22 protein-coding genes are annotated in these 21,959 nt (G+C 49.1%); 2 read left to right on the top strand and 20 right to left on the bottom strand.

Annotated features, from left to right (window positions below):
- Positions 1–2: 2 nt before the first annotated feature.
- The 14 genes from KNO78_RS10790 to KNO78_RS10725 form a co-directional block, all read right to left on the bottom strand.
- The gene (locus KNO78_RS10790) at positions 3–827 is read right to left on the bottom strand and encodes a two-component system regulatory protein YycI (protein WP_214691420.1); all 825 of its coding nucleotides are present in this window, start codon (positions 825–827) and stop codon (positions 3–5) included.
- Positions 814–2,196, bottom strand: coding sequence for a two-component system activity regulator YycH (yycH, locus tag KNO78_RS10785; RefSeq protein WP_159563197.1), 1,383 nt, complete (start codon positions 2,194–2,196; stop codon positions 814–816). Before yycH ends, KNO78_RS10790 begins: the two co-directional genes overlap by 14 nt.
- Complete coding sequence (gene walK, locus KNO78_RS10780; protein WP_074035234.1) at positions 2,196–4,037, bottom strand: cell wall metabolism sensor histidine kinase WalK; 1,842 nt, start codon at positions 4,035–4,037, stop codon at positions 2,196–2,198. The genes yycH and walK overlap by 1 nt, the downstream gene beginning before the upstream one ends.
- Before the next feature lie 3 nt (positions 4,038–4,040).
- Positions 4,041–4,751, bottom strand: coding sequence for a response regulator YycF (gene yycF, locus KNO78_RS10775; protein ID WP_015880237.1), 711 nt, complete (start codon positions 4,749–4,751; stop codon positions 4,041–4,043).
- A 121-nt stretch (positions 4,752–4,872) separates the two neighbouring features.
- Entirely contained in the window at positions 4,873–6,162 is a 1,290-nt protein-coding gene (locus tag KNO78_RS10770; RefSeq protein ID WP_078145962.1) for an adenylosuccinate synthase, read from the bottom strand.
- 158 nt (positions 6,163–6,320) lie between these two features.
- Positions 6,321–7,673, bottom strand: coding sequence for a replicative DNA helicase (gene dnaB / locus KNO78_RS10765; protein WP_015880235.1), 1,353 nt, complete (start codon positions 7,671–7,673; stop codon positions 6,321–6,323).
- Between the two features lie 17 nt (positions 7,674–7,690).
- Complete coding sequence (rplI, locus tag KNO78_RS10760) at positions 7,691–8,134, bottom strand: 50S ribosomal protein L9 (RefSeq protein ID WP_159563195.1); 444 nt, start codon at positions 8,132–8,134, stop codon at positions 7,691–7,693.
- A complete protein-coding gene (locus KNO78_RS10755) occupies positions 8,131–10,122 on the bottom strand; it encodes a DHH family phosphoesterase (RefSeq protein ID WP_214691421.1) in 1,992 nt (663 codons plus the stop codon). Before KNO78_RS10755 ends, rplI begins: the two co-directional genes overlap by 4 nt.
- A gap of 152 nt (positions 10,123–10,274) precedes the next feature.
- On the bottom strand, positions 10,275–10,505 hold the full coding sequence (rpsR, locus tag KNO78_RS10750; protein WP_015880232.1) for a 30S ribosomal protein S18: 231 nt from the start codon (positions 10,503–10,505) through the stop codon (positions 10,275–10,277).
- 43 nt (positions 10,506–10,548) lie between these two features.
- On the bottom strand, positions 10,549–11,058 hold the full coding sequence (ssb, locus tag KNO78_RS10745; RefSeq protein WP_015880231.1) for a single-stranded DNA-binding protein: 510 nt from the start codon (positions 11,056–11,058) through the stop codon (positions 10,549–10,551).
- A 37-nt stretch (positions 11,059–11,095) separates the two neighbouring features.
- Positions 11,096–11,383: a 30S ribosomal protein S6 gene (gene rpsF, locus KNO78_RS10740; protein ID WP_015880230.1), complete on the bottom strand. Its 288-nt coding sequence runs from the start codon at positions 11,381–11,383 to the stop codon at positions 11,096–11,098.
- 130 nt (positions 11,384–11,513) lie between these two features.
- A complete protein-coding gene (gene ychF, locus KNO78_RS10735; RefSeq protein ID WP_031424089.1) occupies positions 11,514–12,614 on the bottom strand; it encodes a redox-regulated ATPase YchF in 1,101 nt (366 codons plus the stop codon).
- 153 nt (positions 12,615–12,767) lie between these two features.
- Positions 12,768–12,971, bottom strand: coding sequence for a DUF951 domain-containing protein (locus KNO78_RS10730; protein ID WP_047795718.1), 204 nt, complete (start codon positions 12,969–12,971; stop codon positions 12,768–12,770).
- Positions 12,961–13,902 carry a mechanosensitive ion channel family protein gene (locus KNO78_RS10725; RefSeq protein ID WP_074035244.1) on the bottom strand — a complete coding sequence of 314 codons (942 nt, stop codon included), beginning with the start codon at positions 13,900–13,902 and terminating at the stop codon, positions 12,961–12,963. The genes KNO78_RS10730 and KNO78_RS10725 overlap by 11 nt, the downstream gene beginning before the upstream one ends.
- A gap of 169 nt (positions 13,903–14,071) precedes the next feature.
- On the opposite strand from KNO78_RS10725, the gene yyaC reads away from it, so the two are divergent.
- Positions 14,072–14,698, top strand: coding sequence for a spore protease YyaC (gene yyaC, locus KNO78_RS10720; protein WP_078145959.1), 627 nt, complete (start codon positions 14,072–14,074; stop codon positions 14,696–14,698).
- Here the strand turns inward: yyaC and KNO78_RS10715 are convergent.
- The 5 genes from KNO78_RS10715 to mnmE all read right to left on the bottom strand — a co-directional run bounded on the left by KNO78_RS10715 (position 14,671) and on the right by mnmE (position 20,456).
- Positions 14,671–15,453: a ParB/RepB/Spo0J family partition protein gene (locus tag KNO78_RS10715; protein ID WP_031424085.1), complete on the bottom strand. Its 783-nt coding sequence runs from the start codon at positions 15,451–15,453 to the stop codon at positions 14,671–14,673. The two genes, yyaC and KNO78_RS10715, sit on opposite strands and share 28 nt — an antisense overlap.
- Positions 15,454–15,489: 36 nt before the next feature.
- On the bottom strand, positions 15,490–16,374 hold the full coding sequence (gene noc / locus KNO78_RS10710; RefSeq protein ID WP_214691422.1) for a nucleoid occlusion protein: 885 nt from the start codon (positions 16,372–16,374) through the stop codon (positions 15,490–15,492).
- A 79-nt stretch (positions 16,375–16,453) separates the two neighbouring features.
- Positions 16,454–17,170, bottom strand: a complete 717-nt coding sequence (rsmG, locus tag KNO78_RS10705) for a 16S rRNA (guanine(527)-N(7))-methyltransferase RsmG (protein ID WP_015880223.1) — start codon at positions 17,168–17,170, stop codon at positions 16,454–16,456.
- 4 nt (positions 17,171–17,174) lie between these two features.
- Positions 17,175–19,061: a tRNA uridine-5-carboxymethylaminomethyl(34) synthesis enzyme MnmG gene (mnmG, locus tag KNO78_RS10700; protein ID WP_074035252.1), complete on the bottom strand. Its 1,887-nt coding sequence runs from the start codon at positions 19,059–19,061 to the stop codon at positions 17,175–17,177.
- Positions 19,062–19,076: 15 nt separating this feature from the next.
- Positions 19,077–20,456 (bottom strand): tRNA uridine-5-carboxymethylaminomethyl(34) synthesis GTPase MnmE, encoded by a 1,380-nt coding sequence (gene mnmE, locus KNO78_RS10695; RefSeq protein ID WP_031424082.1) that lies wholly within the window; start codon positions 20,454–20,456, stop codon positions 19,077–19,079.
- A 172-nt stretch (positions 20,457–20,628) separates the two neighbouring features.
- Here mnmE and KNO78_RS10690 point away from each other — a divergent pair, with 172 nt between their 5' ends.
- Positions 20,629–21,387 (top strand): nucleotidyltransferase domain-containing protein, encoded by a 759-nt coding sequence (locus KNO78_RS10690; RefSeq protein ID WP_214691423.1) that lies wholly within the window; start codon positions 20,629–20,631, stop codon positions 21,385–21,387.
- Positions 21,388–21,400: 13 nt separating this feature from the next.
- On the opposite strand, the gene KNO78_RS10685 is transcribed toward KNO78_RS10690, so the two are convergent.
- On the bottom strand, positions 21,401–21,946 hold the full coding sequence (locus KNO78_RS10685) for an HdeD family acid-resistance protein (protein WP_214691424.1): 546 nt from the start codon (positions 21,944–21,946) through the stop codon (positions 21,401–21,403).
- Positions 21,947–21,959: the final 13 nt, after the last annotated feature.

The raw sequence follows: 21,959 nt of genomic DNA, 5'->3' as shown, positions 1-21,959 counted from the left end.
TTTCATTCTTTCGTTTCAAACTCCACGTGCTCGACTGTTCCATCGATTGCATTGACGAAGTAGACCTGATCATCAATCCCGATCGACCAAAGCGGTGGCATGATAATCAAACTGCCAGAGCTGTCGAGCGGTAAACTGTAAAATCCGGTATTGATGGCCCGCATCTCCTGGTTCGGTTGGAAGTACTTCCGAGACGCGAGTTGTGAGATGGCTTCACTGGCCGTCAACACGAGGTCATCTTGCGTTTTTGAGGAGAGGTCTTTTAAATGACGCTGTTTATAATCCGTCACTTCGAACGACTCGTTCAACTGAATGAGGATGAGGGACGGACCGATGTACATTTCCGTGCCACCCTCGACTTCAGGTGCTGAAAAAATCTTGTTGTCCTCGAATGTTTGTACGAAAGCAATCTGTCTCGTTTTTTCATCGTAGCGCCAGTAGGCGTACTCGTTTCCAAACGGAACATATTCCGCCACAAACGTCGAAGCGGTCGTCCGCAAATCCTTCGCATCGAGCGGCACGGGTTGTTTCAACTCGACTTCGAGTTGCATGTTGTCGAGCGTCGTCGCGAGCTGCGCCTCCCGATTTTTCGTGATCATCGCAGCTGACATCTCTTCAGACGAACCCGTCAAATAGCCGATATCTCGACCCATCCGTGGCAATTTTGCCGGATCGACGTTCCGCTGGTCTAAAATCTGCGTGATCGAGGTGTTGTCATTCGTCACGACTTCGGTCGCCCATGTTTCCGTCAGCAATTGAAACAACAGATAGATGTTCAAGGCGAGGAAGGCGAAGATTAAAATCGATTTCGCTTTACTCCAATCCACGATACATCATCCTTTCTGTCCAATCGTCTCCTTGATTGTATGGGACCCAACGGCCCGCCTCACGCACGAACCAGTTCGGTGAAAACGTCACATAGCGGCTCGTGTCCTCGTTATATTCGATCTCATAACCGATTCGAATCTCGGTCACGTTCTCAAATCGTCCGGAGTTGATGAGCGTACCGAGCACCTCATCCGCATCAGCCAACTGTGTCGTGCCGACGGTGATCAGGCGATCGATTTCCAAGTGGTTACGTGTGATTGACCGGACCTGTGCCCCGTCGTTTTCCACACGTAATGTGGATAAATCGATGGCATCGTTGTTGATAAACGCTTCACGCTGACTGAAGACGGGATACCCTTTCACGTGAAAACGGAACACGGTCGTTTCAAATCCTTTATTGGCCGGTGTGATGGCATCGAATCGAAGGGACAGCCCTTGATTCTCAGACGCTTCATCGACCCACCCCCCGTGGAAGTTCACGAATTCCACAATGGAATCTAACCCGATTGCTGTATCACGCTCGGTGCTATTCCGAGACAGGTTTCGATAGCGACTGGCGTTCAGTTTCGCATCATATTCCGCCACACTGACACCATTCGTCAACGCCCCGACCGAGCTTGCCGGGTCGACTTCTTGAACGTTCGGGTCACCTGGGAAGAACGTATCTCGCATCCAGTCGAGACGAGTGTCGATTTGAATCGACGACACGTCATACGCGAACAACTCATTCATCTCAGGTCCGACGACCGGGATATAATTCACGCGTTCATCCGTATACGTCACGCGCTTCATCGTTCGACTCGAGTTTTTTAAGAAAAGACTGTTCACATCGCCGTTTCCGACTTTCGTCAACTTCCCTTCCCAAATGGACTGGTCGCTCATGATGGCACGAATGTTGAACGCACTGTCATCCATATAGATGAGGATTCGCTGTGGAATCTTCCCAGACAGACTATACGTTCCCGGAAGCATATAGCTGAGCGTGTCCGCATAGTAGGCCTCCGGTAAGATCAACTCCAGTCCCTCGTTGATATCCGTATAGAAACTCGGGACGTTTTTCACAGCGAGCGGCTTGAACTCACTCGCTTCAAACGAATCCCGAATGACACGCATCAGTTGCTTCGGTGTATTCTTTGAAGCGAACACAGCATTGTTGTCATGCACGACCGCTTGAACGGGAATGATGACCTGGTCCGCTCGACGCTGCAATGACTCGTCCACCGTCGTGAGTTGCGTTTCAGATTGGACGGCCTGATACGTGGGATGGTAGTCCCACAAGATGATGGTTTGAACAATCGACGTGACGATTAACGTGAGCAAAATGAACGACTTCCACAGTTCCGGCTTTGCAATCGTAAACCGTTTCATCAATCATTCACCTCCACAATCGTATCGAACGGGATCGTGAAGTAAATCGTTGTACCTCTTCCAAATTCACTCTCTGCCCAGATGTCGCCACCGTGAGCAGATACAACTTCCTTGGCAATCGATAGACCGAGTCCTGTACCACCGATGTTACGCGCCCGCGCCTTATCGACACGATAGAAACGTTCGAAAATTTTCTTTAAGTTCGACTTCGGAATCCCGACCCCTTCGTCTTTGATGCCGATGACGAGGCGTTTCGCCCGAAGCATCGTCCGGAACGTAATCGTCCCACCTTCTGGTGAGAACTTGATGGCGTTCGTGATGATGTTGTCGATGACTTGAGTCATCTTATCTTGATCGGCATGCACGTAGACGCGACGCTTCATCAGTTTGCGACGGAATTGAATCGCATCCCCTTTCGTCATCTCATGACGGTCGATGATATCGTTAAAGAACTGCACGAAGTCGAACTTCACCTTCTGCATCTTATATTCTTTACTGTCCATCTTCGAGAGCTGCAACAAGTCATTGACGAGGCGAATCATCCGCTCCGTCTCGTTTTGCGTCGTCTCTAAGAAACGTGGCGCCAATTCCTCATCCTGATAAGCACCTTCTGCAAGAACCTCCAAGTAACTACGCATCGTCGTGAGCGGTGTCCGCAATTCATGACTGACGTTCGCAACGAATTCACGGCGGTCCTGTTCGACCTGTTCTTGTTCCGTGACGTCATGCAAGACGACGATGAGACCTGTGATTGGTCCACTATGTTTTTGAATCGGTGAGAAATAGGCACGAACGAGGAACAATTCTTCGTCCGTACTGAGGTCAATCAGTTTTGTCGGCATCGTGCCGTCTTCCGGAATGATGATTTCCTCTTCGAATGCGAGGAGATTTTGTAGATTCGTCCCCATCGCCTCTTCTTCATCGACTCCAATCATGTCGCGCGCCTGGTCGTTCATCAAGATGACCCGTAGCGAGCGGTCGGTCGCGACCACACCGTCGGACATGTTCTCAAGGACACTCGTCAAGCGGCGTCGTTCGGCTTCCGTCGTCGCGTTCGCCTCCATCAACTCGTCCGTCAATTCATTGAATGCGTAAGCGAGTTGACCGACCTCGTCATCCGAATACACTTTAACTTTTCGTGAGAAGTTCCCTTTCCGCATCTCGACGGCCTGCCTCCGCATATCGGCAATCGGTCGCGTGATGGTGCGCGATAAGAGAATTCCGAGGAACGAGGTGATGATGAGTGCGATCAACGTCCCTGTTGCGAGGATACGTGTCACTTGTTCCATCTGGTTGTAGATGGACTTCATCGATGCCTCGATATAGATCATCCCGGTCGTCGTACCGTCCACTTCCGACTTGATCGGAACGGCAACGACGCGCATTCGGTCATTTGAATCTTCATAGACGAGCGTCTCTTGCGCCCCGCCTGTCGCGAATGACTTTTGAATGAACGTGCTCGCGGTCCGTTGTCCGACGAGACTTTGATTATTTTGGTTCGAGGTTGCCCGGACGACACTGTTCGTGTCGATGATTTGGACTTCTCGAATGTCGTCAGCTAGCGTCGTGCTCTCTGTAAATTCAGACAGCAGCTGATCCAGTAACTGGTTCAACTGCTGGTCCGTGGTCAAGTCACTCTCGTTCGCGGCAGTCCCCTCACTGATGTTATAGCTCAGTAGGTTCGCCCGGTCGACAAGTGACTGCGAGAAGTTGTTGATGTATTGCCGTTCCAAAGAACGCACAAAGTACACGCCGATGACTTGCATCGCAACGAGAATGAGCAGCGCATAGATGACGACGAGCTTCCACTGGATTGATTTAAAGAAGTTCGTCCGTTTCATCGTTTAATCTTCTTCTCCTGCCTTCAAATAATACCCGACGCCACGACGCGTAATGATATACGTCGGAGTCGATGGATTGTCCTCAACTTTTTCACGAAGACGACGTACTGTGACATCCACGGTACGCACATCACCGAAGTAATCATAGCCCCATACCGTTTGGAGCAAGTGCTCCCGCGTCATCACTTGCCCGATGTTTTGGGCGAGGTAATGAATCAATTCGAACTCGCGATGTGTCAATTCGATCTTCTCATCCCGTTTCGTCACCATGTACGAATCCGGATGAATCGTCAAGTCGCCGATCACGATATCGTTCGCGTTGGCTCCTTTTGCTTCTGGCGCCGGTGCTGTCGCATGACGTCGCATGTTCGCTTTGACACGGGCTAACAATTCACGTGAGCTGAACGGCTTTGTGACGTAATCGTCTGCGCCGAGCTCTAGTCCGAGTACTTTGTCGATCTCGGAATCTTTTGCCGTCAACATGATGATCGGCATATCGTATTTCTTCCGCACCTCACGGCATACTTCCATGCCGTCCTTGAGCGGAAGCATGATGTCGAGCAAGATGAGATCCGGTTGAATCTCTTCTACTTTGACGAGTGCTTCTTCACCGTCATAGGCAACGTGCACCTGGTAACCTTCTTTTTCAAGTTTAAACTTCAATATATCTGCGATTGGTTGTTCGTCATCTACCACTAAAATCGTACGATCCATTCAGTGAGTCCTCCTCTTATCATTAAACGTACATGCCTACATTGTAACTCTTTTTAAACAGCTTAGAAAGCGTGGTCCATTTCCGTGGAAATAGAAAAAGAGAGCCCGGTGGCTCCCTTTCTTATGCTTCGTAAATATCACGCAAGATGACTGTCTGTTCACGAGCCGGTCCGACCGAGAACGTCAACAATTCGATTCCTGTCAATTCCTCGATGCGACGCACGTAACGCTGTGCGTTCTCCGGAAGGTCTTCAAAGCGACGAACCCCTGTGATATCCTCTGTCCAGCCAGGAAGCTCTTCGTATACCGGTACACACTTCTCAAGGACGCGGAAGTTCGGTGGATACTCGTCAAGATGCTTTCCTTCATACTCATACGATGTACAAATCTTAAGCGTCTCAAGACCTGTCAGCACATCGATTGAGTTGAGGCAAAGATCTGTGATCCCACTGACGCGGCGTGAGTGACGCACGACGACCGAGTCGAACCAGCCGACACGGCGTGGACGACCTGTTGTCGTTCCATATTCTTTCCCGACTTCACGGATTGTATGACCGATCTCATCGTCGAGCTCTGTCGGGAACGGACCGTCTCCAACGCGTGACGTATATGCTTTACAGACACCAACCACGTGATGAATCTTCGATGGCCCGATTCCGGCACCACTCGATACGCCGCCTGATGCAGCATTCGACGATGTGACAAACGGATACGTTCCATGGTCGATATCGAGAAGGACCCCTTGAGCCCCTTCAAAAAGAACTTTTTTCTCTTCGTCGAGCGCATCGTTCAACACGACCGATGTATCACACACGTATTTCGCGAACTGTTGACCATACGCGTAGTATTCTTCAAAGATGTCATCGAACTCGATTGGATCGACTTCATACATTTTCACGAACATGCGATTTTTTAGTTCAAGTACAGTCTTTAGCTTCTCCGCAAACACTTCTTTGTCGAGAAGGTCGGCGATGCGAATCCCGATACGTGCCGCCTTGTCCATATACGCTGGACCGATTCCTTTCAGTGTCGTACCGACTTTCGCGTCACCTTTCGCCTCTTCTTCGAGACGATCTTGAAGCTGGTGGTATGGCAAGATGATATGCGCCCGGTTCGAGATCCGGAGGTTATCCGTGCTCACACCCCGTTCATGTAAGTAAGCGAGTTCTGTCACGAGTGATTTCGGGTTGACGACCATCCCGTTCCCGATGACACACGTCTTATCCGAATAGAAAATCCCAGACGGAATGAGGTGAAGTTTATATTTCGTATCATTGAAGACGATCGTGTGACCAGCGTTGTCTCCCCCTTGATAACGCGCGACGACTTCGGCTTGTTTCGATAAGAAATCGGTGATCTTCCCTTTCCCTTCATCGCCCCACTGCGTTCCCACTACGACTACTGATGACATAATGAATCCTCCTTATTAATCAACGTTCTGTTCAAACCATCCGTAAGTGTACACTTGAAAAGCAAGAAAGTCAATTGAATACCGAACGTTTTATATAAGATGTAACTATTCGTTCGTCATTTTGATCTAATCCTATACAAAAAAAGACACCACCGACGTTACATCGGTGGTGCGAAGGCTTGCGTCTCCATATTGACGAACTTGTTGTACTCTTTCCTGAAGGAGAGCTTGACCGTACCGGTCGGACCGTTACGTTGTTTCGCAATGATGATTTCAATCGTATTGGCGTCTTCACTCTCTTTATCGTAATAGTCATCACGATAGAGGAAGGCGACGATATCGGCATCCTGCTCGATTGCTCCCGATTCACGGATATCGGACATCATCGGTCGCTTGTCTTGACGACTCTCTACGCCACGTGAGAGCTGAGACAAGGCGATGACCGGTACTTGTAGTTCCCGTGCGATTGCTTTGAGCGTACGTGAGATTTCCGATACTTCTTGTTGGCGGTTCTCGCCCGGTTTCCCGTTCCCGACGATGAGCTGCAGGTAGTCAATCATGATCATCCCGAGACCATGTTCCTGCTTCAATCGGCGACATTTGGCTCGGATTTCGTTGACCCGAAGACCCGGTGTATCGTCGATGTAGATGCCTGCTTGGGAGAGCGACGACATCGCAAGGGAGAGACGACCCCAATCTTCCGCTTCAAGACGACCGGTCCGGAGGCGCTGGGCATCGATGTTCCCTTCCGCACATAACATACGCATGACGAGTTGCTCGGCACCCATCTCCAAACTGAAGATGGCGACGTTCTCACCCGTACGGACCGCGACGTTTTGCGAGATGTTCAAGGCGAACGCGGTCTTCCCGACAGATGGACGGGCGGCCACGATAATCAAATCGTTTCGTTGGAAACCGGCCGTCATCTTATCCAAATCCGTGAACCCGGTCGCAATCCCGGTGATTTCACCGCTCGACTGATGCAGCTTTTCAATCGTCGAGTACGCATCGGATAAGACAGAACCAATCGGGTGGAAGCTCGATTGTCCTTTTCGCTGCGATACTTTTAGAATATTTCGCTCGGCATCAGATAAAACAGAATCCACCTCATCTTGACGCTCATAACCATCCGAGACAATGTTGGTCGCAGTTCGAATCAGACGACGGAGTGCCGCTTTTTGGTCGACGACGTTCAAGTAATAGCCGATGTTCCCGATGGCGGGAACGGATTCCGCGACCTCCGCCAAATAGTTGAGGCCCCCGATTTCGTCTAAAATCCCTTGCGCCTGCAACTCAGAACTGAGCGTTACCAAGTCGACGAGCTCGCCTCGGTCATTGATTTTTAGCATCGCTTCAAAGATGCGTTGGTGGCTGACACGATAAAAGTCGTCCGGGTCGACCCGCTCTGAGGCCGTAATCAACCGATCCGAATCGAGGATGATTGCCCCTAAGACGGCTTGCTCCGCTTCCACGCTATGCGGTGGTGTATTGACTTGAATCGCATCACTCATCCGTCTCTACCTCACCTTCAAGCTTCTTGTACATGTACATTCAACGTCGCGACGACGTCATGGTGCAACTTCACTGGCACTTTCGTGAAACCGAGCGCCTTGATCGGATGCTCGAGTTCAATTTTACGCTTATCGATTTTGTAGCCCATTGATTTAAGGGCATCCGCGATTTGCTTGCTCGTGACCGAACCGAACACGCGACCGCCTTCACCGGCTTTCGTCGTGACGGCAATCGTCTCTTTTTCAAGCTTTTCTTTGAGTTGTTTCGCTTCGTTCAACTCTTCTTCTGCTGCTTCTTCGGCACGACGTTCTTTAGCCGCGAATGCTTTCAGGTTTCCTGGTGTCGCTTCCACTGCCAAGTTTTTCTTGAACAAGACGTTCTTAGCGTAAGCGTCTGCCACGTTTTTCACTTCTCCAGCTTTCCCTTGTCCTTTTACATCTACTTTCAAAATGACTTTCATTCTAATTCCTCTCCTTCAGTTTCATCTGTTACGTAATGATCGATTGCCTCTTTCAACATGACTTTCGCTTGTTCGCGACTCACTTCAAGTTGCGTCGCCGCATTCGTCAAATGGCCACCGCCATCGAGCATTTCCATGATGACCTGGACGTTGACGTCACCGAGCGACCGCGCGCTGATTCCCGTACGCCCGTCCGGTAAGACGGCGATGACGAACGAGGCTTTGACGCCTTCCATATTCAGCAACTGGTCTGCAGACTGAGCAATCAACACTTGATGGTGTGCCTCGTCGTCAGAAGCGACCGCAATCGCCATCCCACCTGCATAAATTTCGGTGTTTCTCAAAATCTGAGACTGCTCGATATAAGCATCGAGATCTTGTCTCATGAAGTGCTGTACGAGAACCGTGTCAGCACCTTGAATCCGTAAGAAGGATGCCGCATCAAACGTACGGGATCCCGTACGGAGCGTAAATCCTTTCGTATCGACCATGATTCCCGCGAGAAGTGACGTTGCCTCTAAAATAGAGAGCTTTCGACTTCCCGCCTGATACTCAATCAATTCCGTGACGAGCTCACTCGTTGATGATGCGTAAGGCTCCATATACACGAGAACCGGATCTTCGATAAACTCTTCCCCGCGACGATGGTGGTCGATGACGACGACCCGCTCCGACCGATCCAAAATGTCTTTTGAAATGACGAGGGACGGACGGTGTGTATCGACGACGACGAGTAATGTCTGTTCATCGATGAGTGGCTGCGCCTCATACTCGGTCAAGAATTGGCTGTATAACGAGTCATCGTTCTCTACTTCATGGACGAGCCGCTGAATGCCGACACTCGTCTCACCGGATGGAATGACGACATACGCCTCGCGCCCGACAAACTCGGCCAATTTCATGACACCGATGGAAGCCCCGAGCGAGTCCATATCTGGATTCTTATGTCCCATCACAAGGACACGGCTCGATTCCCGAATGAGGTCACGCATCGAGTTCGAGATGACACGTGCCCGGACACGCGTTCGCTTCTCGGTCGGATTTGTCTTCCCGCCGAAGAAACGAACTTTCCCATTATGACGCTTAACGACTGCCTGGTCACCACCACGGCCAAGTCCTAAATCTAGACTCGACTGAGAGAGATTACCGAGCTCCGTCAATGTCGTTTCACCGCACCCAATCCCGATTGATAACGTCAACGGGATTCTTTGTTCCTTCGTCGCATCACGCACTTCATCCAAGATTGAAAAGCGGTTGTTTTCAAGTTCAGATAGCGTCCGTTCATTCATGACGAGGAAAAAGCGGTCCGCAGCTGTACGACGCATGTAGATATGATGCCGCTGCGCCCATTGATTGAGGAGTACCGTCACCCGACGATTGACTTCACTACGGACCTGTTCATCCACCGCAGTCGACATCTCGTCATAGTTATCTAAATACAAAATACCGATAACCGTCTGCGTTTGAACATACTTTTGTTCCATCTCCGCTTCTTCGGTCATATCAAATAAATAGAGGGTTTGATGGATTTGATTGTAATAAACACGATAGACACGGTCACCCACTTCAATCGTGGCTTCATCCTCTTCTTCTTCAATCAATTCATCGAAGGCGGAATGGAGCGCATCAAGCGGTATTCCAATCGCCATATCGAGTTCGAAAATCAATCGTGATTGTTCGTTATACCAACTGATCCGTCGGTCCTGGTCAAAGACTAAAATCCCAATCGGCATCGTCGTCAATGCTTCTTTTCCGACCTCTTCGATTTGATGAGAGAGAGAGAGGACATACTGTTCCCAATTTTTACGCTCCCGTCGCATCGTCACTTGCTGATAGATGAAAAAAATCAGCGTGCCCATAAACAGGGTGATTGCCGCCACAATGTTGTAGAACGCCAATCCTAACGAGACAAGGAATCCAATCACGTATGGAATCATGTGCCGCGCGTATTGGTTCTTCACGGATGTTAATGCTTCACCACTGTGCATGTATGCCTCCTAAAATGAGTAATGTTCACCCATGGAATCGTAAAGGTTTCTGCTCTATCATACCATATTCGTCGGTTTCACTTACACACTTACAGACGAGATGAAATACAAAAAAACGACTTATCCAAGAGGATAAGCCGTTCGTCAAACAATTACTCTGCAACGTATGGAAGCAAAGCCATTTGACGTGAGCGCTTGATAGCGACAGTAAGTGGACGTTGGTATTTCGCTGAAGTACCAGTCACACGACGTGGAAGAATTTTACCACGCTCCGAAACGAAGCGTTTGAGCAATTCTACGTCTTTATAATCGATATGAGTGATGTTGTTCGACGTAAAGAAACATACTTTACGACGACGACGACCTCCTGGACGACGTGCCATGTGAAGACCTCCTTTATAGGTTAGTTTTTATTGTCCATGATGATTAGAATGGCAAATCATCATCTGACAAGTCGATTTTGCCGCCACCCGAGAACGGATCTGCGTCAAAACCTTTATTCGAATTCGAGGACTGAGATGAAGTCGAAGCGGCTCCTGCGCCCCATCCTGATCCACTTGATTCACCACCACCGAAGACATCTCCAGATGGTGCTTGCTCACGTTGCCCTGAGGCTCCGCGTGGTTCAAGGAAGCGTACGCTGTCTGCGACTACTTCTGCCCGGTAACGACGTTGGCCATCTTGTCCTTCGTAACTACTGATTTGAAGGCGACCGTCAACGCCGGCCATGCTGCCCTTTTTCAAGTATTGTGCTACGTTCTCTGCTTGTTTGCGCCAAACGACACAATCAATAAAGTCCGTCTCGCGCTTCCCATCTTGTCCAGCGAATGGACGATCGCAAGCGAGAGTAAGGCGTGTTACGGCGATTCCGCTCTGCGTATAACGCATTTCGGGATCGCGAGTCAATCGACCAACTAACACAACTCGGTTAATCATCTCCAAGCTCCCCTTTCACGATACGAAACGTTAAGGATTAACGCTCGTCTTTTGTTGTCATTTGACGGACAACGTCGTCAGAGATCTTCATGAGACGCTCTGTTTCTAAGATCGCTTTAGGTTCAGCAACGATGTTAAGAAGAACGTAGTGTCCTTCGCGCATCTTGTTGATTTCATAAGCGAAACGACGTTTACCCATGTCTGTTGTTTTTTCAACAGTACCACCGTTTTCAGTGATGACGTTGTTGAAGCGCTCGATTAAAGCTTTCTTCGCTTCCTCATCAACTGATGGACGGATAATGTAAAGAAGTTCGTATTTACGCATTATCTTTCACCTCCTCTTGGACTAACGGCCCCTACCGGTTGTAGGAGCAAGGAGCAAACAATTGTTTTACTCACGTCATAATATACTATCAAACTTCCTTAACTTTTACAATACGTTTCCGTAAATCCACTTATACGTTGAAGCGGAACGTGACAACGTCGCCATCTTGGAAGACGTATTCTTTTCCTTCTGAACGAAGTTTTCCTTGTTCTTTCACCGTCGTCATGTTTCCTGCTGCTGAAAGGTCGTCATACGACACGACCTCGGCACGGATGAATCCACGTTCGAAATCAGAGTGGATGACACCGGCACATTGTGGGGCTTTCATCCCTTGTTTGAACGTCCAAGCACGAACTTCCTTCTCACCTGCCGTGAAGTATGTCGCAAGGCCAAGTGTCGAGTAAGCCGCACGGATCAATTGATCAAGTCCTGACTCTTCGATCCCGAGATCTTGTAAGAACTCGAGGCGTTCTTCCGGTTCGAGTTCTGAAATTTCTTCTTCGATTCGTGCACAGATGACGATGACTTTCGAACCTTCTGTTGCCGCGTGATCACGGACTGCTTGTACAAACTCGTTCGAATCGGCATCTGCCACTTCATCCTCACTCACGTTCGCCACGTAAAGCATCGGCTTCATCGTAAGCAATTGGAAGTGTTTGACGATTGCGAGTTGGTCTTCTGATAATTCAGCGACACGTGCCGGACGCTCTGATTCAAGAACATCTCGCACGATTTCGAGTGCTTCAAGTTCTTGTACCGCACCTTTATCTTTTGCCTTCACCATTTTTTGAACACGTGCGATTCGTTTATCGACTTGCTCAAGATCAGCTAAGATCAATTCAAGATTGATAGTCGTAATGTCATCGATTGGTGAGACACGGCCTGCGACGTGCGTGATGTTCTCGTCTTCGAAACAACGGACGACTTGGCAAATCGCATCCACTTCGCGAATGTTCGCCAAGAATTTGTTTCCGAGACCTTCACCTTTTGACGCACCTTTCACGATTCCAGCGATATCTGTAAACTCAAATGCTGTTGGTACCGTTTTTTTCGGTTTGACGAGTTCTGTCAATCGATCAAGGCGCGCATCCGGTACTTCTACGACGCCGACGTTCGGGTCGATCGTCGCGAACGGATAGTTGGCCGCCTCGACTCCTGCTTGTGTAATCGCATTAAACAATGTCGATTTCCCGACGTTTGGCAATCCGACAATTCCTGCTGTTAATCCCACTAGTATTTCCTCCTCATCCGGTGTTTCCCGGGAAATGTTAAGCCGTCTGTGGAGTGGGTACATTCAGTACACCACACCGTCACATCCTTCACAATTATAGATAGTCCACGATTAAACCGCAACTCACGTTCATAACCTAAAGAAAAACGCCGCTTATTCGGCGGCGTTCCCTTGTTCAAGCACTTTCTTGAATCGCTTATCAAAATCACGGCGTTGCATGAGCACACTAGCTCCGCAGCCTTGGCACTTGATCCGAATGTCCATCCCGACACGCGTGATTTGCCAGCGGTTCGTTTTGCAGGCATGTGGTTTTTTCATTTCCACAATATCGTTCAATGCATAGGTTTTACTTTGCATTTTCTGCTTCTCCTCCTTTAGGAGCCGAGTTCGGTGGCATCATGACCGTACGTGGGTATGGAATTTCAATCCCCCGCTCGTCAAGTCCAGCCTTTAACTCTTTATGCAAAATTCGACCAGCTGCGAAGTGCTGGGTCGGCGGCACTTCCGCCATTAATCGGTACACCACTTCCGACGGTCCGAGCGACTGCACTCCAGCTAAGTCGATTGGTTTGATGAACAAGTCGTGATAGCGTGCTTCGACCGTTTTCGCAATTTCCTTGAGCGCTTGCTCTACTTTTGACATATCTTCTTCGTACGCAACCCCAATATCGACAACAGCGACGCTGTTTTCAAGCGAGTAGTTCGTCACTTGTAAGATTTGTCCGTTCGGAATAATCGTCACTTGTCCGTTTAATCCTTTTAATTTCGTCGTCCGGATTCCGACCTCGATGACCGTCCCGTCGACTTGTTGGTTCAAATTGACGTAATCCCCGTTTTTGTATTGGTTTTCAAAGATGATGAACGCCCCTGTGATGACGTCTTTCACCAAACTTTGTGCCCCGAATGAGATTGCAAGACCCGCGACCCCGGCTGATGCAATCAAACCGGCGATATTCACACCGAATTGTCCGAGCACCGTCAAGACCATAATCAACCCGATCACATAGCGGATTGTGTTTTGGGCTAATTTTAATAACGTTTCATTCTGTCGCTGGGCGACGATATCATGTTCTTTTATTTTGCGGAGCGTAAACACGCGCTCGACCATCGTTGTCAAAATGCGTGTTGCGATATATAAACCAAGGATGATGAGCGCCACACCGGCGAGCTTGATCCCTAAACCAATCCACATGTCTGTATCTTTAAAGTACTCGACGAATCGGTTCACGCTGTCGATTGTCTCATCGGCAACCGTATTTAAATCTTTTTCTGTATTTTGCGAAGCCATCTTTTCACCTCAAAGTCGTAGATTCTAAATCATCAAAACATATTTCACGACTTTTCTCAAACACTGCATTCGGAAGTTAGAAGTTTTCCACTTTTGGGAATGGGTTAATACGAGATCAATCCCCCAACTGCAACTAGGAATAGGCAGCTTAGAAGAGAGGATGAGATTCATGCCGTTTCGCTTAAAACCTCATAAACCATACTCTTTCTTCATTGAACACACTGAGCGGAGTGGATCCAGATTGCTTGCGGACCAGCTTCATGAACAGTTGGTCAATGAAATCCATCGCCCCATCGTCCTTGTTTGCATCGGTTCGGACCGTTCGACCGGTGATTCACTCGGTCCGCTCGTCGGAACGTTTTTAGAAGAACGCCATATCCGAAATTTACATGTATACGGCACATTAACGAAGCCTGTACACGCACTCAATTTGGTGGAAACGTTACATGAGATTCAAACGCGCTTCCATCAACCGCTCATTATCGCTATCGACGCCTGTCTCGGACGTTTATCAAGTGTCGGTTATGTCTTCTTTTCGGAAGGTCCGCTCGCTCCAGGGGCCGGTGTCCAAAAAGAACTTCCGGCAGTCGGCGCTTACAATATTAAAGCCGTCGTGAACGTAAGTGGATTCATGGAGATGATGATTCTACAGAATACCCGTCTCCATCTTGTATATGAACTCGCACGTTTCATCACAGACGGATTCGCCGATTTTGATACACGGATCGGGCGCCTGCATCACGAAGAGGCGGCCATCACGCGTCTTCGTCAGTCACGAGATGAATCAAAGTCTTGAGGCGATAATAACGTCAACAATTGTTCCAAGTCGTCTTGTGAAAAATACTTCAACTCGAGGACGCCGCCTTTTCGGCGCGGACGAATCGACACATCCATCTGAAGACGCTCCGCAAGCACCGCTTCGACCGCTTCGATATCGGCGTTCGATCGCTTCAGCGTCTTTTTTTCTGTGCGCTCTTTTTGTAAGTAACGCTCGAGGCGACGGACCGTCCAATGCTCGGCAATGACCCGTTTCGCAATCTGTTCCATCGCTTGTTCCGATTTCATACCCGTGATGGCACGTGCATGTCCCATCGTCAAATCTCCGACCATGACCGCATGCTGGACGGCACTCGGCAATCGAAGGAGGCGAAGACTGTTCGTCACATGACTGCGGCTCTTCCCGACGCGATCGGCCAACTGTTGTTGCGTCAGACCTAGCGTCTGCATCAACTGTTCATAGGCGACAGCCTCTTCGATGGCATTCAAGTCTGCCCGCTGAATGTTTTCAATCAGCGCCAACTCCATGACGCGATCGGAGTCCGCCGTGACGACGAGGGCAGGAATGTCTTCTTTCCCAGCGAGCTTCGCCGCCTGAAACCGTCGTTCCCCGGCAATGATTTCATAGTATCCTGTCGCTTTTCGAACGACGATTGGTTGTAGGACGCCATATCGCTCAATGGATTGACGCAACTCTTCTAATTTTTCCACCTCAAATTGTTTCCGGGGCTGATTCGGGTTTGGGCGAATGAATTTTAATGCTAATCGTTCCATCTACAAACCTCCTTCATTGTATAAAAAAGCACGGACTCATTTTTGAGGCCGCGCTTTCGGGATGCGAATTCGAATTTCAACAAATTCCTCTTCGTCTACTTCTTCAGTTTGGACGTCAATCCCTGTTTTCCCAATCAAATTGATTGAGTCACGAATCGTGTTGATGGCGATTCGCGTGTCACGCGCAAAACTTTTCGTCCGACGACGTTGTTTTTTCGGCTTTCGCTTCTCTTCTTCGATCGGTGTTGTTAAAAAGGCGACGCGTTCTTCTGTCTCCTTGACGTTAAAATCCTGTTCTAACACTTCTGCGAGCACTTGAAGTTGCAATCCTTCTTCCTTCAACGGCAACAACGCACGCGCATGTCGTTCGTTGATCCGACGATCGCGAAGCGACTGCTTCACATCCTCCGGCAATTTTAACAAGCGCAACTTATTGGCGATCGTGGATTGACTCTTGCCTAGACTCTTCGCGAGCGCATCTTGCGTCAAACCGTTCAAGGCGAGTAAACGATCATATGCTTCCGCCTCTTCAATCGGGCTTAACTGCTCACGCTGCAAGTTTTCAATCAAGGCGAGTGCAGCCGTCGTATCATCGTCCATATCGCGAACGATTGCCGGAATCGCTGACCAACCAAGCGATTTCACCGCACGGAAACGACGCTCCCCGGCAATGATTTCATAGCAGTCCCCATCTGCCTTTCGAACCACGATTGGTTGAAGGAGTCCATGTTCCGAAATCGTCGTTGCCAACTCTTCAATTTTTGCCGGTTCGAACACTTTACGCGGTTGATAACGGTTTGGACGCAACCGTGACAACGAGAGTTCTTGTACCGTGTCATCCGCTCGAACTTCCGCAATCTGCGTCACGGCAACTTCGTCTTTTCGATTCACACCGAACAATTTCGCAAATCTATTCTTCAACGTCGGGCACCCCTTTATGTAAAAAAATAAGCAGACTCCACCACTGGAATCTGCTTTTGTTTCACGTGAAACGACATCATCAGATAAGTGGCTCTTTCGCCGGTGTCCCCGCTTTACGCGGATATTTCCCGGGCGTTTTTCGTAGTTTATCTACAACTACGATATTACGCTCACTCATCTCTCCTGGCAATAGGAACTGGTGTGTCGCTTTTTCTTTCCCACCTAGAACGGCTAAAGCGTTTTTGGCGTCTGCCATCTCGTCAGAAACCTTGGCCGCTTTAAGCGCAACGAAGCTTCCGCCTACTTTCGCGAGTGGCAAACAGTATTCTGCCAACACGGTCATGCGGGCAACCGCACGTGCTGTGACGACGTCAAACTGTTCGCGGAACTTTTTATTTTTTCCGAACTCTTCGGCACGACCATGATGGAACGCGACACCTTCGAGTCCAAGGGCAAGGGCCAACTCGTTCAAAAAGGTGATGCGTTTGTTTAACGAATCGATGATCGTGACGTGTAAGTGTGGGAATAAAATTTTGAGCGGAAGACTTGGGAATCCGGCTCCTGCCCCGACATCACATACGGTTTCGACTTTCGTGAAATCGAAATGAAACGCTGCGCTGAGCGAATCATAGAAATGCTTCAAATATACTTCTTCTCGGTCCGTGATGGCCGTTAAGTTCATTTTCTCGTTCCATTCGACGAGCATTTCGAAGTAACGCTTGAACTGACTGAGTTGTGTCTCACTCAGCTCAAACCCTTCAGCTCGTAACGCTTCAATAAATTGAGATTCGTTCATCGTTTCACTCCACCGTTGCGTATTGTCCTTGTTCGATATAGACGAGCAAGATTGACACGTCTGCTGGGTTTACGCCTGAGATACGAGACGCTTGACCGATCGAAAGAGGACGAACTTGTTTTAGTTTTTGTTTCGCTTCTGTCGCGAGACCACCGATCGCATCGTAATCCAAGTTTTCCGGGATTCGTTTTTCTTCCATGCGACGCATCTTCTCGACTTGTTCAAGCTGTTTGGAAATATAACCTTCATACTTCACTTGAATCTCGACTTGCTCTTTCACTTCATACGACAATTCTTCCGTTGACGGAACGACCGTCATGAGTGCTTCATAAGATACTTCCGGACGTTTCAACAAGATGTTGGCATGCGTCGCTTCTTTAAGCGGGTGCGCACCGACCGATTCGAGCATCGCATTGACTTCAGGTGTCGGTTTGACGACAAGTGACGCAAGTCGCTTCACTTCTTTTTCAATCGCTACACGCTTCTCGTTGAGGTGAGTGTGACGATCTTCTGAAAGTAAGCCGATCTCATACCCGATGTCGCTGAGTCGCAAGTCCGCATTGTCATGACGCAACAAAAGACGGTATTCGGCACGTGATGTGAGAAGGCGATACGGTTCGTTCGTACCTTTCGTCACGAGGTCATCGATTAAGACGCCGATGTACGCTTGCGAACGGTCCAAGATAACCGGATCTTTTCCGAGCACTTTGCATGCGGCGTTGATTCCCGCCATGATGCCCTGTCCAGCCGCTTCTTCGTACCCGCTCGTCCCGTTGATTTGTCCCGCTGTGAAAAGACCTGGGACAGCTTTTGTTTCGAGAGTTGGCCAAAGCTGTGTCGGTACGACCGCATCGTATTCAATCGCATAACCGGGACGCATCATCTCTGAATTTTCAAGACCCGGGATCGTGCGAAGCATCTGATGTTGCACGTCTTCTGGCATACTCGTCGAAAAGCCTTGGACATAGATTTCTTCCGTATCGCGACCTTCTGGCTCTAAGAAGATTTGGTGACGCGGTTTATCATTAAAGCGAACGACCTTATCTTCGATTGATGGGCAATAACGGGGCCCCGTTCCTTTAATCGCACCCGAATACATCGGTGAGCGATGCAAGTTCTCATCAATCAATTGGTGTGTACGTTCGCTCGTGTACGTGAGCCAGCACGGGATTTGTTCGATCGGATCCAAGTCCGTCGAGGTGTACGAGAAGAATGATGGATTCTCGTCCCCTGGCTGAATCTCCGTCTTCGAATAATCAATCGTCTTGCCGTCGATTCGTGGCGGTGTTCCCGTTTTGAATCGAACTAAGTCGAGACCGAGCTCTTCAAGATGCTTCGATAGCTCGACCGATGGCATTTGGTTGTTCGGACCACTCTCGTAAGCCAATTCCCCGATGATGATTTGACCACGCATGAACGTTCCCGTTGTGACGATGACCGCTTTCGCGCGATATTCTGAACCTGTGTTCGTTACCACGCCACGTACTTCTCCGTCCTCAATCAACAAGCGCTCGACTAGCGCCTGACGAAGCAGCAGATTCGGCTCATCTTCTAGCACTTTCTTCATATGATTTTGGTATTGGAATTTGTCCGCCTGTGCACGTAGCGCACGTACCGCCGGCCCTTTCGATGTGTTGAGCATCTTCATTTGGATGTATGTCGCGTCAATCGCACGCCCCATCTCGCCACCGAGCGCATCGATTTCACGTACGACGATCCCTTTCGCCGGCCCACCGATTGATGGGTTGCAATACATGAATCCGACCATATCAGGGTTCATGGTGAGCATCGCTGTTTTCGCGCCCATTCGAGCCGATGCGAGTGCTGATTCAATCCCTGCGTGTCCGGCCCCGATGACGATGACGTCAAATTCGCCTGCCGTATAAGCCATATTCGTTCCTCCTTATTATTTCCCAAGACAAAACTGTGAAAAGAGCTGATCAATCAAGCTCTCCTGTACGGTATCTCCATTGATTTCACCGAGCGTATCCCACGCACGACGTAAATCGATTTGAACCATGTCGATCGGCATATTCATGACGGCACTACCGAGCGCCTCATCAATTTGACCAATCGTTCGTTTGATTAACTGAATGTGTCGAGCGTTTGAGATATACGTCATATCCTGTGACTCGACACCTTTTGCGAAGAATAGATTTGCGATGGCCGCTTCAAGGGCATCGATTCCTTCATCTAGCAAGAGCGATGTCGCCACAATTGGACGTCCTGCCGCTAGTTTCTCTAGCTTAGAAGAATCCATGTTTTGTGGCAAGTCTGTCTTGTTGATGATGATGATGGCATTCATTCCTTTAACTGCCTCAAATAACGCCTCATCCTCGACAGTCAACCCCTCATGTCCGTTCAAGACGAGAAGGACCAAATCTGCCGCTTCTAACGCTTTTCTCGACTTTTCCACACCGATTCGTTCCACGATATCTTCCGTTTCGCGAATCCCTGCCGTATCGATCAATTTGAGCGGAACACCTTTCACGTTGACGTATTCCTCAATTGTGTCACGTGTCGTACCGGCAATTTCGGTGACAATCGCTTTTGTCTCTTGAACGAGCGTGTTCATCAAAGAAGATTTTCCGACGTTCGGTCGACCGATGATTGCCGTGGCCAAGCCTTCACGTAAGATTTTCCCTTGTCGCGCTGTCTCGAGTAACTGTTCGAGGACACGTTTGACCTCGCCCGCTTTCTCTTCGACAATGGCCTGGGTCATCTCTTCTGCGTCATATTCTGGATAGTCGATGTTGACCTCGACCGCCGCAATCGTCTCGAGCAATTGTTGACGTAACTCGCGAACGAGGCGTGACAAACGTCCTTCCATTTGCGCCATCGCAACGTTCATTGCTCGGTCCGTCTTCGCGCGAATCAAATCCATGACCGCTTCCGCCTGAGATAAATCGATCCGACCATTTAAAAAGGCGCGCTTCGTGAACTCGCCCGGTTCTGCTAGGCGGATGTCGGGTTGATCGAGAATGAGCTCAAGGACACGATTGACCGCTACGACGCCTCCGTGACAATTGATTTCGACGACATCTTCTCGCGTAAACGTCTTCGGCGCGCGCATAATACTGACCATGACTTCATCGACGATTTCGCCCGTATTAGGATATTTTAACGTTCCATAATGAATCGTATGTGAATCGACTGTTGTTAAGTCTTTCCCAGAAAACACATTGTTCACCGTTTCGACCGCCAAATCGCCCGATAGTCGGACGATCCCGATGGCACCTTCACCCATCGGCGTCGAAATCGCTGTAATCGTGTCAAACTCTAGCATCTTTCTCCCTCCAAACCTAAACATCTTCTTCTATCATATGCATAACGAACCTACTATACACGATATTCGACTTGAACGAAAGAGTTGGACCATTGATAAAGTCATTGCCATTCGCCTCATCGTTTTCGTACAATAAAGGAATATATTTACATAGGAGAGAGATGATCTAAAGATGAAACAGCAAGACGCAATCCGAATCATCACCGAACGATTACAGCACGATGAAGCGGTTCAAGCGATTTTTATGAAGGGTTCATTCGGTCGGGGAGAAGCCGATGAACATTCAGATATCGACCTCTATGTCATGGTACACCCCGATGAAAAGGTCTCTTTTCTATCTAGACGCCTCGAGCATGTAACCGCCTATCGTCCGATTCTGTTAAAAGACGAGATTCACATCGTCGCTCCACAACTCATCGCCGTCTTTGATGATTTTCTTCACCTCGACCTGTTCACGGTCACGCAAGAGACGTTGAATCATCAAGACTCGATTCATGTGCTCTACGACCCACAACAGCGACTTGCTAGACACGCCACTTCCTTGCAATTAGACGAAGCGGCAATCAGTGACCATGCGTTCGATACCGTGTGGTTCTTTTTCCAATATACAAAATCACGCAATCGAGGCAACGCGATGTGGGCAACGGAGATGCTCCGGCAAGGAATGGTCCATTTCGCATATGTGTTAGCCGCTCACCACACACCGGACCGGGCTTCCCTTGGTTTAAAAGATGTGACGCAGCGACAAGAAATCGACCTCCGCTCATTTTATGACCATTTGACCCCCGCCTCACACGAAAAAGCCGCCCACATCTATCTGGAGCGACTTCAGGTAGAGCAAACTTTTTTCACATCACTACCTGGCTACAACGTGTTCGGACCGTTCATGGAACAGTTGATTCAACGAGAAACAAGCCGTCCTGGCATATAGGGCGGCTTGTTTTTTAGTATCTTGCTTGGCGTTTCGTCGAACGAATCGTGAAATAGAGGAACAGTTCCATTATCGCGATGGCGATGAGAATGCCGCCGAACAGTTGGAACAAGACAAGTAGACTACTGAACGGATTCGTCAACATGAGAATCCCGACACCTATCCACAATAGACTTCCAATCAAAAACCAAAGCCATCGTCCCGACATCGATTGACGGTAACCGAGTGCCTGAATCAGGCGGATAATTCCACCGAATAAGAACAAGGCTCCGATCAAAATCGGGAGAAGACTAGCTAGCGTCTCTGCGAAGAAAAAGACGACCGCTGCCAAAATCAAATAGATGAGACCCATAAAGAAAGTGGGTGGCAACCCTCCCTGACGTCGACGCAACCCTTGAAAGATCATCCAAATCCCCATGATCGCTAAATAACCGGCAATGACATACACCATGACATCAAAGAAAAATCGAGGATATAACAGAATGAGAACACCAAGTACAAAATAAATGATCGCTTGCCATAACGTCGAACGTTCCAAACGCTGAATGAATGCCTCCATTTTCCCACACCTC

Source organism: Exiguobacterium sp. s132, assembly GCF_018617235.1.
GTDB classification, from domain to species: domain Bacteria; phylum Bacillota; class Bacilli; order Exiguobacteriales; family Exiguobacteriaceae; genus Exiguobacterium; species Exiguobacterium profundum.
The sequence above is the reverse complement of the archived record's forward strand: the minus strand, read 5'-3'. Positions and strand labels throughout refer to the sequence as shown.

Coding starts and splice junctions, on each gene's coding strand:
- yycH (WP_159563197.1), bottom strand. CDS start 2,196: ATGAAACGGTTTACGATTGCAAAGCCGGAACTGTGGAAGTCGTTCATT.
- walK (WP_074035234.1), bottom strand. CDS start 4,037: ATGAAACGGACGAACTTCTTTAAATCAATCCAGTGGAAGCTCGTCGTC.
- yycF (WP_015880237.1), bottom strand. CDS start 4,751: ATGGATCGTACGATTTTAGTGGTAGATGACGAACAACCAATCGCAGAT.
- KNO78_RS10770 (WP_078145962.1), bottom strand. CDS start 6,162: ATGTCATCAGTAGTCGTAGTGGGAACGCAGTGGGGCGATGAAGGGAAA.
- dnaB (WP_015880235.1), bottom strand. CDS start 7,673: ATGAGTGATGCGATTCAAGTCAATACACCACCGCATAGCGTGGAAGCG.
- rplI (WP_159563195.1), bottom strand. CDS start 8,134: ATGAAAGTCATTTTGAAAGTAGATGTAAAAGGACAAGGGAAAGCTGGA.
- KNO78_RS10755 (WP_214691421.1), bottom strand. CDS start 10,122: ATGCACAGTGGTGAAGCATTAACATCCGTGAAGAACCAATACGCGCGG.
- rpsR (WP_015880232.1), bottom strand. CDS start 10,505: ATGGCACGTCGTCCAGGAGGTCGTCGTCGTCGTAAAGTATGTTTCTTT.
- ssb (WP_015880231.1), bottom strand. CDS start 11,058: ATGATTAACCGAGTTGTGTTAGTTGGTCGATTGACTCGCGATCCCGAA.
- rpsF (WP_015880230.1), bottom strand. CDS start 11,383: ATGCGTAAATACGAACTTCTTTACATTATCCGTCCATCAGTTGATGAG.
- KNO78_RS10730 (WP_047795718.1), bottom strand. CDS start 12,971: ATGCAAAGTAAAACCTATGCATTGAACGATATTGTGGAAATGAAAAAA.
- KNO78_RS10725 (WP_074035244.1), bottom strand. CDS start 13,902: ATGGCTTCGCAAAATACAGAAAAAGATTTAAATACGGTTGCCGATGAG.
- yyaC (WP_078145959.1), top strand. CDS start 14,072: ATGCCGTTTCGCTTAAAACCTCATAAACCATACTCTTTCTTCATTGAA.
- KNO78_RS10715 (WP_031424085.1), bottom strand. CDS start 15,453: ATGGAACGATTAGCATTAAAATTCATTCGCCCAAACCCGAATCAGCCC.
- rsmG (WP_015880223.1), bottom strand. CDS start 17,170: ATGAACGAATCTCAATTTATTGAAGCGTTACGAGCTGAAGGGTTTGAG.
- mnmG (WP_074035252.1), bottom strand. CDS start 19,061: ATGGCTTATACGGCAGGCGAATTTGACGTCATCGTCATCGGGGCCGGA.
- mnmE (WP_031424082.1), bottom strand. CDS start 20,456: ATGCTAGAGTTTGACACGATTACAGCGATTTCGACGCCGATGGGTGAA.
- KNO78_RS10690 (WP_214691423.1), top strand. CDS start 20,629: ATGAAACAGCAAGACGCAATCCGAATCATCACCGAACGATTACAGCAC.
- KNO78_RS10685 (WP_214691424.1), bottom strand. CDS start 21,946: ATGGAGGCATTCATTCAGCGTTTGGAACGTTCGACGTTATGGCAAGCG.